Source organism: Rhodopirellula sp. SH410 (genome assembly GCF_055811895.1).
Genome location: NZ_CM147949.1, coordinates 1332282 through 1346938 on the forward strand (window position 1 = coordinate 1332282; position 14657 = coordinate 1346938).

Annotated in this window: 8 protein-coding genes; 3 read left to right on the forward strand and 5 right to left on the reverse strand. The window is 58.0% G+C overall.

Annotated elements, in window-relative coordinates; genetic code table 11:
• Positions 1 to 3: 3 nt before the first annotated feature.
• Positions 4 to 5313 carry a DNA repair ATPase gene (locus SH410x_RS05115; protein ID WP_473675216.1) on the forward strand — a complete coding sequence of 1770 codons (5310 nt, stop codon included), beginning with the start codon at positions 4 to 6 and terminating at the stop codon, positions 5311 to 5313.
• 311 nt (positions 5314 to 5624) lie between these two features.
• On the opposite strand, the gene SH410x_RS05120 is transcribed toward SH410x_RS05115, so the two are convergent.
• From SH410x_RS05120 to SH410x_RS05135, 4 genes are all read right to left on the reverse strand, one after another.
• Positions 5625 to 6125: a Fur family transcriptional regulator gene (locus SH410x_RS05120; RefSeq protein WP_473675218.1), complete on the reverse strand. Its 501-nt coding sequence runs from the start codon at positions 6123 to 6125 to the stop codon at positions 5625 to 5627.
• A 132-nt stretch (positions 6126 to 6257) separates the two neighbouring features.
• Positions 6258 to 7694, reverse strand: coding sequence for a BON domain-containing protein (locus SH410x_RS05125; RefSeq protein WP_473675220.1), 1437 nt, complete (start codon positions 7692 to 7694; stop codon positions 6258 to 6260).
• Between the two features lie 247 nt (positions 7695 to 7941).
• Positions 7942 to 8526 carry an RNA polymerase sigma factor gene (locus tag SH410x_RS05130; RefSeq protein ID WP_473675222.1) on the reverse strand — a complete coding sequence of 195 codons (585 nt, stop codon included), beginning with the start codon at positions 8524 to 8526 and terminating at the stop codon, positions 7942 to 7944.
• A complete protein-coding gene (locus SH410x_RS05135) occupies positions 8513 to 9793 on the reverse strand; it encodes a prepilin peptidase (RefSeq protein ID WP_473675224.1) in 1281 nt (426 codons plus the stop codon). Before SH410x_RS05135 ends, SH410x_RS05130 begins: the two co-directional genes overlap by 14 nt.
• A gap of 429 nt (positions 9794 to 10222) precedes the next feature.
• Here SH410x_RS05135 and SH410x_RS05140 point away from each other — a divergent pair, with 429 nt between their 5' ends.
• Positions 10223 to 10600 carry a hypothetical protein gene (locus SH410x_RS05140; protein ID WP_473675226.1) on the forward strand — a complete coding sequence of 126 codons (378 nt, stop codon included), beginning with the start codon at positions 10223 to 10225 and terminating at the stop codon, positions 10598 to 10600.
• Positions 10601 to 10689: 89 nt separating this feature from the next.
• Here SH410x_RS05140 and SH410x_RS05145 read toward each other — a convergent pair whose 3' ends face one another.
• Positions 10690 to 13536 (reverse strand): HAD family hydrolase, encoded by a 2847-nt coding sequence (locus tag SH410x_RS05145; protein ID WP_473675228.1) that lies wholly within the window; start codon positions 13534 to 13536, stop codon positions 10690 to 10692.
• Between the two features lie 152 nt (positions 13537 to 13688).
• On the opposite strand from SH410x_RS05145, the gene SH410x_RS05150 reads away from it, so the two are divergent.
• Complete coding sequence (locus tag SH410x_RS05150) at positions 13689 to 14654, forward strand: carbohydrate kinase family protein (protein WP_473675229.1); 966 nt, start codon at positions 13689 to 13691, stop codon at positions 14652 to 14654.
• Positions 14655 to 14657 lie beyond the last annotated feature (3 nt).

The window sequence follows — 14657 nt, forward strand, 5'->3', positions numbered from 1 at the left end:
TCCATGAGTGATACACAACTCGCCGGTGGCACCTACGAGATCCTCCGCAATCGCCTGAACGACTCCGCAGGCGATTTGCGGACGCGGTTGGGGCAACTCAACGCCGACCGTAGTGAGGTGTTCGGTAATATCGAGACGCGGCTGATCGCGACCCAGCGAATCACTACCGAGCATAACTGCATTGCACGCGACATTGTTTCGATCGGTGACCATTTCGTCTTCGGCTACAACGTCCAGTTTGGACTGAAAACGGAAATCCATCTGCCCGATGTGTTCGCGATTCACCGCATGGAGAATCACGAGTTTCATCGAGAGTCACTCGATTTGATTCGTGACCCCAAGTTCGTTCGCGATTTTGAAGAACTCTATCGGTTCTACAAAGGCACCACGTTTCTGCGGTTCTTTGTGTCTGGCCCGATCCTACACATGGTGTTTCAGATCGGCCGGACGGCCAGTGATATCAAGTCGTTCAAGTGGCGGGTGTCCGACGGGAACGTCCAATACATCGATAGCCGTAGCGATCACGAAGTCCAACGGCCCACCCAGCATGCCTTCGCCTGGCAACGGGCGACCCGAGACATGCATCGCTACGGCGAGCATCCACACATCACGATCGAAGACAAGGTCTTTGTCGAAACCGTCGGTGGCGATCTGACCATCAAGGTTGAAAACAACACGGCCAGCGGCGAGGGCATCTACGCCGAACCGGTCGACAATCCCGATCAAAAACTCGATGACGCGGAAACCTACTACGCGATTGTGGGCGATCTGGTATTGCTCAAGATCAAACCGTATCAAGAGAACGCGTTCCGATACATTGTCTTCAGTGGGAAGGTTAACCAAGCCGTCCGATTGGACGAGATCCAACACGCCTGTGTGATGCTGCCAGGGGACCAAGGGCTGATCTTTCCCGGCGGATACTATTTGCAATCGGGCGAATTCAAACGATTCGATCATGGGCTGGCCGACATGCGTTACGAACGCACGATCGCGTCACCCAATGGGGAAGATTACCTCTACCTGTTCAGCAATCTCGAGCACGGTACCTACGTGCAATTGCGGTACAACCAAATCCGGCAAAAGGTCGACACGCCGCTGGTTTGTCATGGACAGACGTTCTTTGAAGCCGGCGAGATGGTGTGTTTCAAGGGCAACCAAACGCCCCAAAAACATCACCCGATTCAAATTTGGCAGACACCCTTTGTCAGCGAAGATTTTTTGCCAGCGCATCAGACCGACTCGATGCTCTTTAAAATTGGCAACAAAGACCTCGTGCGTGGGATGGCTGAGTGCAGCGAGGTGCTCCAGCTCATCGAGAAAGACGACAGCTACGATGGTTTGTATCAGGACCTGGTCAAAAAATCAGGCGATCTCCTGGATAGCTACTTCTGGATCGATAAACCAGAAACGCATCACCTCAGCCAACCGCTCACCGAAATCCGGGCGACCGCGACTGCCGCGATTGAAGAGTTTGAAAAAGTCACGCGAGTTCGAGCTGAGACCAGCAGGCGAACCGATCAAGTTCAAAAGGCAATCGAGCAAACCCTCAAAGAGGTCGAACGATCCCGGTTTGAATCGATCCATGACTTCGTCGTTGCGCTGACCGGTTTGCGTGAACATCGGGGGCATGCGATCACGCTGCGTGATCTGAAATTTGCTGACGTGTCGCTCGCCGAGACGCTCGAAGCACAGCTGGCCGATGCGACCACGCGGCTGAGTCGTCGCTGCGTCGACTTTCTGCTGACTGCCGACTCTCTGGCTCCTTACCACGCGGCCATCACGGCAGCCGAGGCCAAGATCTCCGAGGTCGATAGCGTCGCGAATGCGAAGGAACTCGAAGCCGAGATTGACACTGCTGCCTCGGAACTCGAACTGCTTACCGAAACGGTCAGTAACCTGCAGATCGACGATGCGACCCAACGCACGACGATCATCGACGCGATCGGTGACGTTTTTGGAATGGTCAACCGTGTTCGTAGCGCATTGAAAAATCGCCGTCGAGATTTGGTCGGGATCGAGGGGCGTGCCGAATTTGCCTCGCAAATGAAACTGTTGCAGCAATCGACTGCGGGATATCTCGACGTCTGCGACACGCCGGCGAGGTGTGATGACTACATGACCAAGGTGATGGTGAGCCTGGAAGAACTTGAGGGGCGGTTCGCCGAGTTTGATGAGTTCATCGAGACGCTCGCCGAACGCCGCGAAGAAATTTACACAGCGTTTGAATCACGCAAAGTCTCGTTACTCGAAAAACGCAATCAACGGGCCGAATCGCTGGCCTCGGCAGCCGATCGGATATTGAAAGGCATTGCCTCCCGCGTCACTGCGATGGAATCGAGCGACGCGATTGCGTCCTATTTCGCGGGCGACTTGATGGTCGCTAAAATCCGCAGCTTGATCGATGAACTCGACGAACTCGGTGATGCTGTTCGGGTCGGTGACTTGCAGGGCCGATTGAAAGTCATCCGCGAGGACGCCACTCGGGGACTCAAGGACCGTCAAGACTTGTTCGAAGATGGCGGCGATGTCATTCGATTGGGGCAGCGGAAATTTGCCGTCAATACGCAGCCGCTTGATTTGACGACCGTGTATCGCGGTGGCGATCTGTGTTTGCATCTGACGGGCACGCAGTTCTTCGAACCGATGAGCGACCCGCGACTGGAGGCGGCTCGTGAGCTGTGGGACCAGTCGCTAATCAGTGAGAGCCGGGACGTCTATCGCGCTGAATACTTGGCGATGGATCTGTTTGAATGGATCAAGAACGATCCCCACCCACACGCCGTCGATCAAGCGTGGGTGAGCCAGCAGATGAATGGCCGCTTCGACGAAGGCTACGCCAAGGGCGTCCATGATGTCGATGCTACCGCAATCTTGAAGGCGTTGTTGAAGATCGACCAGCAGCTTGGCTTGCTACGCTACGAACCGACGCTCCGGGCGTGTGCCCAGTTCTGGTGGCATCTGCTGCTTGACGAGCGCCGGCGTGGCGAGATGAGTGATTGGATCGCAGGGTTCGCGAAACTGGCTCGCGCCTACCCCCATGCGAAACCCGCGATACAGTTTCGCGAGCGACTGAGCCAACTCGCCCTGGCCGATGCGGACACATGGCAGCCCATCTTCGGCCCGCATCTCGCTGCGGATCGAATCGCTCAGTACCTATTCGACGAGTTGCTCGTCTCGCCTTCGAAAACAACCGCGAGTGGCCGTGCCGCTGAGTTGCTGCAAGAATTTCAAGATGCCCTGCCGGCATCGGATCGTAAGAAATGGCTGGTCGCGGGATTGCAAAACAATGCGGAAGATCCCATGCGATTGTTCGTGCTGGCTCGCAATTGGATAGACGCGTTCCTGGGCAAGCGGCAGGCTGTGAGCGATCGCGACGTTGATCCCGCGAGTGGATATCGTGACGAAGTCGCCTGGTTGGTGATGTGTGATATTGTCGGCCAATCACAGTCGAAATCCATGGCGATGCGGCCACGTAGCGATACGGGGGACGCCGAATCCATCCAGAGTCGATTAAACATCATTGACGTTCCCGTGGCGGTTGCAGTCGATTCGCTGGTGGGGAGCCATGAACGGATCGCCAACGGCCAGACAACACTTCACTTTCATGATTTCATGCATCGCTTGCGGGCATACCGTGAATCGGTCGTGCCGCGCTATCGAGCGTTGCACGTCGCCAAAGCGGAACTCGTCAAAGATGCTCGTGACTCGATGCGGTTGGACGAGTTCAAACCCAAGGTGCTCAGCAGTTTCGTTCGCAATCAATTACTCGACGAAGTCTATCTGCCACTCATCGGCGATAACTTGGCGAAACAGATGGGGGTCGCGGGCGCGGACAAACGCACCGATCGGATGGGGCTGCTGTTGCTGATCTCGCCACCCGGTTATGGCAAGACGACGCTAATGGAATACGTAGCCAACCGGCTCGGGTTGGTGTTCATGAAGATCAACGGTCCTGCCATCGGACACGGCGTGACATCACTCGATCCCGCCGAGGCGCCCAACGCTGCCGCCCGCGAGGAAGTCGAGCGGCTGAACCTCGCTCTTGAAATGGGTGACAATGTGATGCTGTATCTCGACGATATTCAGCACACACATCCTGAACTCTTACAGAAATTCATTTCACTCTGCGATGCGACGCGGAAAATCGAAGGCGTTCGGAACGGAAAAACTCGCACCTATGATCTGCGCGGTCGACGCGTGGCGGTGGTGATGGCGGGCAACCCGTACACCGAGAGCGGCGATCGTTTCCAAGTTCCGGACATGCTTTCGAACCGTGCCGACGTTTACAACCTCGGCGAGATTATCGGCGACAAGGCAGACGCGTTTGAGATGAGCTATCTCGAAAACAGTCTGTCCAGCAACACGACATTGGCTCCCCTCTCGTCGGCACCGCCCGTCGATGCCCGGCGGATCGCCATGGCCGCTCGGCGCGATTCGATCGAGGGAATCGAACTGGAGAGCAACTTTTCACTCGACCAGGTCCGCGACATGTTCGAAGTCATGCGGAAACTGCTACGCGTTCGAGATGTGGTCCTACGCGTCAACCGTGCCTACATCCGTTCGGCTGCCCAAGCCGATTCCTACCGCACCGAACCACCGTTCAAATTGCAGGGCAGCTATCGGAACATGAACCGGATCGCCGAGCGAGTCGCACCGGTGATGAACGACGCCGAGCTGCAAACGCTCATTGTTAGCAACTATGAGCAAGATGCGCAAACGTTGACGACCGACAACGAAGCCAACGTGCTGAAGTTCAAAGAGCTGATGGGGATCATGACGCCCGAAGAGACACAGCGTTGGGACGCGATCAAGTACGCGTTCGTCGAGAGTGTGCGGATGGCAGGCATGGACAGCGACGATCAAGTCGGCCAGGTGCTACGGCAACTCGCCTCGATGCGCGACGGCCTCGAGTCGATCCGGCAAGTCCTCGCCAAGGCGATTGCGATGACGGATCACTCCGGCGAAGAACGGATGGATGCCCGTGTCGATACCCTGAGGCAGTCATTGCTGGCCATTGGCGAATCGCTGAGCCATCAGATGCAAGCGACAGGCAGTAAAATGGAGGATCTGGCCCGTCAAAATGCCACCGCGCCGGTGGAGCAAAAAGTGCTCGTCCAGCACAAGGTGCCGCGCGTGATGGCGGAACTGATCAAGGGGCAATTTCACCTGATGCAGGAGTGGATGCGTCCGCTCCTGACCGAATCCATCGACAACGGCCGCGATATCGATCGCTTGGTCAAACAGCTCGACCAAATGATGCAGACCTACCAAGAGGTCGAAAATGCACTCGACCCACCGGCCGAGCCGGAATGACGCCCGCATCGGCAACCGTAATTGATTGTCGTGGTGGGCGAAGCAGTCCGTCCGTCCCGTAACCACCCGTGCGGGAATTCGATGGTTTCACCGCAGGGGGCAAAGACATTTTGCTCGATCAATGGTGCGCGGATGCTCCAAATCCCGCTCGGTCCCCACCTCAAAAAGTCTGCCCCGCTGGCTGGCTGGCTGGCCCGTCCGGCAGGAGCGGATGACTTGAAATGAGAGAACACACGCGACGGGCTGCCAATGCCTCGTCTTTGACGGCCCATTGGTGGAAAGAAACCGTCGTTGAAATGTGAGGAACGCGCTCAGATCAAATCTTGTTTACGCTTCGTGCGACGGTTGCCGGCACAGTCGCGGCAGATACCGTGCACGATCAAACGATGGCCGGTAACGCGAAATCCGTGTTCTGCAGCGACCCCGTCGCGGATATCCATCAGCGGTTCGCTGCGGAACTCGATCAGTTTACGGCACCGGTCGCAGTACAGGTGGTCGTGGTCGGGGTAGCCATAATCCAGTTCATAGACCGTTCTACCGTCGAGCTGAAAGCTATTGAGCAGTCCGGCATCGACGAACTCGCGAAGTGAACGGTACACCGTCGCTGGGCTGACGTAGTCCGAATTGCCTTTTCGAGGCAGTTTTTCGATCAATTCGTCAGCATCGAAGTGCGAGTGCTGAGCAAAAATCGTTTCAACGAGAAACTTGCGCGGCTTCGTCTGACGCTGACCTCGGCTCTGCAGATACTCCTCGAAACGCTGCTGCGGAGTGAGGGCGACTTCGAGGCGTTCGAGAGATTCGGCGCTAGACATGGGGAAGCGTTACAGAAAATGCAGAAGAGATTGGTCACATCTTAGGATAGCAAAAAAAAGGCCGGATGCCTCTGGGAAAGAAGCGTCCGGCCTAATTTGCGTTCGTTTTTCGTGGTTTTTCTTAACAGACGTTTATTTGTCCGTGAAGTCGAGGAACCACCAGCCGTCGTCCCATTCCAGGCTCACCTTACGCCATCCCAATGGGACTTGCGGGTAGGGGTAGAACGGCCCGATGAACGGGAATGCCGAGGGGCTGTACTGTTGTGGATACGAGACGGCCGCGTAATTTCCGTTGGCGGCGTACCCTGGCCATGCGTAGTTGGGCAGGTTGGGCGAATCATAGCGAGGAGCACCGACTCCGGCTGCAGCAGCCATCGGGACAGGCTGTCCCATCATCGGAGCACCACCTGAGTACTGTCCACCAGCGGAACCGGGGTAGGTTTGCCCGTTGGGGCCATGATTGACAATGCTGCCGGGGACAACCCGCTCGCCGTTGATCGATTGAGGATTAGCGTAGTTGCCATAGGACGCCTGTTGGGCAGGCACACCGCGTTGCATCTGCATTTGTGCGTGCATGGCTTGCATTTGCCGCTGCTGCTGCATTTGCATTTGAGGGTGCATCTGTTGCTGCTGCTGCTGCATCGCCGTAGCTGGCGGAAGCGGTTGCAGTCCTCCGGTGGAGGCCGCCATCTGCTGCGAATGGGTGCGGTGCGTTGCGGGCATGACGGGCGTCATGTCTCCGGCTGCGGCGCCGCTGCCCCCAACTTCGATTCGATTCCGCACGCCGCGTGCGCCCGGAGCGTGCTGAGCGACTTTCTCAATGAAGTCACGTTGCTCTTGCGAGGCGGCGTGGCCCTCGAGGTCGATCATGCCTTCGTAGACATTGACATCGACACCGAAATTCTTGACATAACCTTCGGCCTGAGCACGTCCGATCGCTCGCACCACCGCTTGGGTGAGCTGCTCGTCGTCGTGCGTACTTTGCTCGGCACCCGCTGCAGGTTCCGGTGCGGATGCGGGTACTGGAGCATTGAGTTGAGCTCCTTCGTAGGCAGCGGTCGGAAGCACAATGCCCGGCACCACTTCTTGTCCGGAGGATGCTTGCGAACCGGCCTTAGCCAGACCCGATTTTGCGGATTTCTGTTCGGGTCCAGCCAGTGCGTCGGCGAAGCTGAATTCGCTGTCGTCCTGCTTTGCTGAAGTCGCTTCGGCGGCAGGTGTGGTGGCTTGAATCGCCACGTTCGTTTTGTAGATTTTCGCGGGTTTGGAAGTGGCGACTTGTGCCGCAGTCACTTCGAGTTCGTCGACCACGTCGCGAATTCCATCGATGCCTTGGGAAGCATCCAGGACGAGTTGACGTTGTTCGTCGCCGATGACTTTGCCGCGGAACAGCACGACGCCCTCGTCGACCTTCATGTCCAGCGAAAAGTCCTTCAAGTCACCAGTGTCACGGCTCAGTTTGAGTCGTTCCATGATTGACTGCGCGATTTCTTTGTCGCCACCGTAAACCTGAGCAGGGCCCAGGGTGGCAACGGCAGCCATCGCTAGTCCAAAATATTTGCGTCGCATTGAAATGCCTCCCTACGGCCCGATTAAGTATTTTCCGCACTGCTTTGGACCCATCAGATTCAACGAATGACGTCGAATCGTGATGTGGCGATTTCGAAAATCGCCAGCCGGTCCAAACGGTGCTACTGACTGTTTCGGTTGTAGCGGGCTGCTGTCGGCAGGTTTTTTCGGATTTTGTCGGTAAATCGAGCTTGACGCGTCCAAAATCCGCTGTTTGACGCGATTTTCGGCAGACCGCTGGCCGCGATCAGTCTTCCTCGCCGTCCTCGAGGGTGGTCGCTCGTAGCTCTTCGAGCGAAATTCGCAACTGTTTACGGGCTCGGTTGAGCCGGCTGCGAACGGTGCCAATGGAGAGATCGAGAATTTCTGCGATCTCTTCGTAGGAGGCGTCGTTCATTTCCCGCAGGACCAAGATCCCGCGATGCTGTTCGCTGAGCCCACTGAGGGCCGTTTGGACCATACTGACCTGGTCCTGGCGGATCATGTTCGCATCAACGGCTTCGCCCCGATCGATCACCTCGTTTCCGAGTTCCTCTCGCTGGGCATCAAGCGAGATTTTGACCCGTTTGCGGCGTTTCCGCGAGAGCGCGATGTTGAACGCGACCCGGTACAACCAGGTAAAAAACTGACTGTTCTGTTGGAACGTGTCGAGTTTCAAGAAGGCTCGAACGAATGCCTCTTGCGTCACTTCCTCGGCGTCGTGGACCGAGCCGGTTACCTGCGTCATCGCGCGGAAGAGCCGATCCTGGTGTTCGAGAACGAGCAATTCGAATGCCTGCTCTTCGCCCGCCAAGGCTCGGCGAATCAGTTCGATCTCCTCACTCTCGGTCAATTCGTTGCTCGGTACCTAGCGTGGTTTCATGTTTTGGTAAGACGCGGTCCCATCTTAGCGGGTCCCGTAACCAAAGTGGAATCAGGAGCGTCACCAAACCATACCCCATTAGTAGGGGCGGGGTCGCCTGTTCGGACGGCCACCACCCCGATTGGGACAGCAAACGCCAACATACAATCTGCATCGTCAGCACCACCGGTAAACCAACCGCAAAGCGACCCAAAGCGTCGCGGCGGGATGGCATGTCAGGGGTTTGGACAGCCATCCGTCCCCACAACCACGCCAGCCCCGATGCGACAATCAACACGCCGCTGGTCGCCTGCCAACCGACGATCAGGCTGACCACCGCGATCAGCAGCGTCAGGTCGATCAGCCGACCGGTCTGCTCACCCAACGGATCGAGTTTTAAATCGGCCCGCGGACAGCATGATTTGGCGAGCACCCGGGCAAAGAATCCAGCCGCAGCGAGTGCCGTCAGCACGCGCACCATCGCCTCGACCTCCATCGTCGGGTCCATGACGAAATCACCCGAGAGCAGCCAATCCGGCGGTGGCCAGGCAGCGGGAACCGTCAACTGCCACGACACAATCGCCAGCGACGGACAGACGATGAGACCGCCTATCAGCCACAACCCGGCGAAGATCGCCAGTGATCGGGGGATCCGATTCCCGTCGTAACGCGTCAGCCCCATCGCCCAGGCGATCGACAAACCGACCAAATGAAAAACAGCCGTCACGATTTGAGCACTGCTGATCAATGGCGAATCCATCGACCAACGAAACGAGGTCGATCGAAACGGTAGATTCCAACCATACAACTCGACCGTCCCAATCAGGGCAAACGTCACCGCGACACAGGCTTCGACAATCGGATAACGCGGCGAAATCGGCAACCGGCAATCGCGGCATCGCCCCTCCAGCCATAACCATCCCCAGACTGGCACATTGTCTCGAACGCGCAGCGTGTTTCGACAGCGTGGACAAAATGAGTGACCACCCACACCGAGTCCCTGTGGCAGACGCCAGACAACGACGTTCAAGAAACTGCCCACGCTCGCCCCGCAGGTGGCAAAAAACGAGAACACGACGACCTCGTTGATCCGCGGCAAAAGCGCCTCGTAAAAACTGCCCCGCCAACGCCCCGCCGAGGGCAAAATCCCCGTCGACACAGCCCACGCGGCCACCACCACGTACGTGACCGCGAACGCCACGTAAGCGGCCAAAATCAGCACGGCAAGATATCGGTAGGGATGGCGGCGGGGTGACAAACGGTGGGATTCCAAGGATCAGGAAGGCGGGCGTCCATCGCGAACAATCGTCGGACGATTCGTCCGCATAATCGTGACGCTCAACGCAGGCTTTGTCGAGGTCATCGAGCCAGAGGAATCGAAGATGACAAAGTTCAGTGGAAGACGGGGAAATAAAATGGGCTCACCATCACGCGTCCCTTTGGCATCTTTCATTTCTCGTGACGGCAATGAATCGCACGCCCACCGACGCGCCGGAGAGCGAATTGCAATCATCACGTCAGCCATGTCCGCTCCCGCCCGGTCGTCCTATGGCACGCCCTTGACGAGACCGCCTGAGAACCCCGTGACCTAACGTGTCCGCCCCCTGCCCGATAGTACTGGTGTCCCGGCAAGTTACCTGCCGACCCCAAACGACCCGACCATTCACCTTCTTCAAGGAATCACCTCATGGCTAAGTTCTACGTTCAATCCGGTACATTTCGTCGCGTTGTCGCTGCCGACTCGTGCAACAAAGCAGCCTTGTGGGCCGTCCACGAAGTCATGCAGCAAATCCTGCCGACCGAGGAGGAGCGTGGCTCGGAGACCGCCGAAACGGTAACCATGCTGTCGGCTCGGGTGCGGGTCGACGAACGCGGTTTCGATCGCAACGATGCCCTCGAGTTGTCCACCATGGAAGTCATGGGCCAATGGACGGAAATGGTCATGACCCTCGATCGATTGCAACAGATGCTCGAGGGCACCCCCCCCGCCACGCCCGCCGCCAAGGGGCGGATCACCAGTGCCGATTTTTCGGGTGGCCATGTTTCAGACGATTTAGCCGCCTGATCCCAGTGTCCGATTCGCTAAAACCATTCTGATTATCTCCTTTCACAACCCACACCAATGCCAACATGAGTTTGAATCGCGACAAGGGCTCACGACAGCGGAGCGGGATTGACGTACAGCACGACCGCGTGATTGGGATGCAGGGCAACCGAGTCCTCGCAACGACCGCTCAGGGCCACGCGGCTATCGAGAACACAGGGTGGCAGGTTCTCGGTCAGTTGCAGGAACTCACTGAGATCGTCCTCCAACATCGCGTCGTCATTGGGATGCAGTGCGTGCGCGGGATCGGCCAAGCGGCACACGATGATTAATTGCTCATCGCCGCGGCGGAACTGCAACGCATAGCAACCGCGATCGATATCCGTCCTGACCACCAGATGCTCTCCGGCGAGCAACCCCGATCGGGTGAACCGATGCCGCAACGCGATCAATTCACGGTACCAAGAATGCATGGCGATGTTGCCGGCACTGACCTCGCCGATGCGAGCGGATGCAAACGCTTCCGCTTCGGTCGGCAGCACCCCGCCGGACCAATCATGTTGTGGATAGTCGCGGCGGCGGCCCTCTACCACAGCGTGACGCAATGACTCGTCACCAAAATCGACGAAAAAGGCGAACGGGTTTTCACACGCGAACTCTTCGCCCATGAACAGCATCGGGATCGCCGGCGAGAGCACCAACAGGGTCGCCGCGGCGGCCTGTGTCTCCGGTGCAGTGATCTGATGGAAACGTTGTCCGAGTGGATGGTTGCCAATGAAGTCGTGATTTTGAATGCAGTACACCACGCTCGATGTATCGACCCTCAATGCCGTGGCGTTTCCGATCTCTTCACGGCCGCGGTCACCACGGACGTCACCGCGGAAGACGAACCCACGCTCCAACGCCCGTGCCAGGTCGAGATGCGGCTGATACGAGCGGACGGTCAAACGATCATGAGAACGCACACAGGCGAGCAAGGCGTGAGCGAAATCGTCACCCCATTGGGCGTCAAATCCGCAACCGTTTTCGCTCAGGGACGCGGTCATCGACTCGTCATAAACATTCGTTTCGGCAATGAGCCAAATTCGCCGCCCGGCCCGCTCGGCCCACGCACGAACCTCACGCCCGAATTGACGTGTGATGTGCTCGTCACTGTGGTCACGCATGCAGTGAATGGCATCGACGCGCAACCCATCGAGATGAAACTCGTTGAGCCAGAAGATTGCGTTGTCAATCACCAGCCGCCGGATCGCTCCCGCCGCAGGCCCATCGTCAAAGTTCGGCGACGCACCCCACGGCGTGTCGTGACGGCTTGAAAAATATTCGCCCAGCAGCGACCAGTAATTGCCTTCGGGACCAAAGTGGTTGTACACCACATCGAGGAACACGTTCAGACCACGCGCGTGAGCTGCGTCGACGAATTGCCGCAGCTCGTCGGGAGTGCCCATCGCATTCATCGGCGCGAACCAGTGCGTCGCGTCATACCCCCAGTTCCACCGGCCTGGGCACTGCGCAATCGGCATCAACTCAATCGCGGTGATGCCCAAATCCACCAGCTCATCGAGCCGGCTGATCGCGCTCAGGAAGGTTCCTTGCGAGGTGAACGCCCCCAGGTGCAGCTCGTAGATGACTAAATCTTCTCGGCGCTGAGTACGCGGTTGATCGTCATGTTGCCATGGAAATTGACGAGAGACCACGCGCGAGGGGCCATGCACTCCATCGGGCTGGTAACGCGATGCGGGGTCGGGGATGGTTTGGGACCCATCGCCCACGTCGATCGCTGGTGAGCCCAGACGCAAACGATAATCGGTACCGATGGGGCAGTCGTCCACGCAGGCGATGAAGAAGCCATCGCGATTTCGTTGCATCTCGACCAAATCCAGTGCATCCGATGGTGTTTCGTTTCGCGCAATCTCCAGCGTGAGCGTCTCATGTGCGGGCGCAAAAACGGTGAACTGCGTGCGGCGGTGTCCAACCGGCACGGCGCCCCACGGCAGGCAAAACGTCTCATCATCGAGCATCGCCCCCTGCTCTGCCTCGGGGTTGCCGTTTTCCGGTCGCCAACCGAACCAACGCAAACCCTCGAGCACTCCCGCCGTGCTGGATTTGGACGCCAGGTACAAGCGATCGGTCCACCCCTGTTCCGCATGGGCCCGAAAGACACGTGCGGCGAGTTGCCGATCGGCATTCGCAACGACAACCGCGCGGTACCCCGCCACCAACGCCGCATAGTCGTTTCCCGAATCGCCGCAGAACACGACCTCGTCATTGCGGTAGCCTTGGTCATGGCACCACCAATCCAGTGCGAAGGCTTTCGACACCCCTCGGGGCAGCACATCGACCAACCCATCGCCATTAAACGGATCGATGCTGCTGATGACACCATAGGGCAGCGAATTTTTTGCAAGATACGCTTCCACCGCGAGATGACACTCATCCAACGCTTCGCCGGCAACATAATAGCTGAGTTTGTGTCGTTTTTGTTTCATCGGTTCCTGCAGGCGAAACCCGGGCAACTCACCGATTTCATTTCGCACCCGTTCCATGTCGAGCGTGCCAACGATCTCATCGAGGCGGTCCGCGAACGTTTCGCTGGGGCGATACTCGCTCGCGAGTGCCTGGACGGTCGCGGAACCGCCAGCGTCGCGGGCCGGGAGCGGCGAGGGTGTGCCGGGCGAGGGTATGCCGGGGGCGGTCTCCGCCCCCGCGACGCGCTCGTACAGGCTGGTGCCTACGTCGCACAGGATCCAATCGGGTTGAGGCAACCCATCGGCAGCGATGGCTTCCAGCACAAAGTCCAAATGGCGACCAGTAACGAACAGGAGCGGTAGGGTTTCAGCAGCCAATTGGCCCCTAATTTGCACTAACGCTTGTGCGGCTTCTGAATCATCACTCAGAGGGAGGAACGTTCCGTCCAAATCAGTGGCGAGTGCGCGGGGGCCAGGAGTTTTATTCATGTCGATTACAATCGGGTAGCTTTGTGTGATCTGCATCTCGCAGGTTGTTTCACGCCCAGAACGGCGTATGTTGTCAGGGGAGATTAGCACCCCCGTGATCGTGGAATCCGTGCTTACCACTGATTTATTTTCTGGAAGGAGACTGTCACAACATGTCTAACAAACCAGCCGCCATCATCGTAGGGGAAGTCTTGTGGGATTGTTTTTCGGAGCAGGACGGTGGCCAGCGAATTCTCGGCGGGGCGCCACTGAATGTGGCGTGGAATCTTGCCGGCTTGGGGCTCGATCCCTTATTTATCAGTGCTGTCGGGGATGATGACCTCGGTCACGAAATCCTCGCGAGGATGAAGAGTTTCGGGATGTCGACCGTGGGCGTAGCCGTTTTGCCCGGGGTGCCCACGGGAACCGTGCAGGTGACGCTAGCCGATGGTGAGCCCCAGTACGAGATTGTTCGAAATGTTGCCTGGGACCAAATTCCGCGTACTGACGCGGCACTCTCCGAAGCCATCAGTGAACGTTTAGCGTCTTCTCACCGAGCAGGCCAACCAGCGTTGTTCTATCACGGCTCGCTCGCCTGTCGGGATGAACGCTCGCGGGACGCGATTGTTGGGCTGCGCGATCGGGTGTTGAACGATCCCATCGACGCCCATGTTTTCTTCGACGTCAATTTGCGGGCCCCGCACTACGAGCGTTCGACACTCGAAATGCTGCGGCGGTCGGCCGCTTATATCAAACTCAACCTGGACGAATTGGCGGAGTTGACCGATGGCGTTCGCGGTGATGCCGTCGAGCAAACCATGGCCGCGGGAAAGTCGTTCGAGCAGGATCCGGGGGAAGTACGGTTGTCTGGATTGCTGGTCACACGCGGCGCCGAGGGAGCCTTGTGCTACACGCCGGGGTGCTGTGAGCCGCTGCAGGTCGAGTCGCCCTCACCCGACAAAATGGTCGATCCGGTTGGCGCCGGGGACGCGTTCGCCGCCGTCGTGATGCACGGCATTCTCATGGGCCGTCCGTTTACCAATTCGCTGCGCGACGCCGTTGCGTTTGCATCGAAAGTTTGTGGGCTCGCCGGTGCGACCTGCGACTCACCGGACTTTTACAAGCTACCTTCCTGTTAAGTA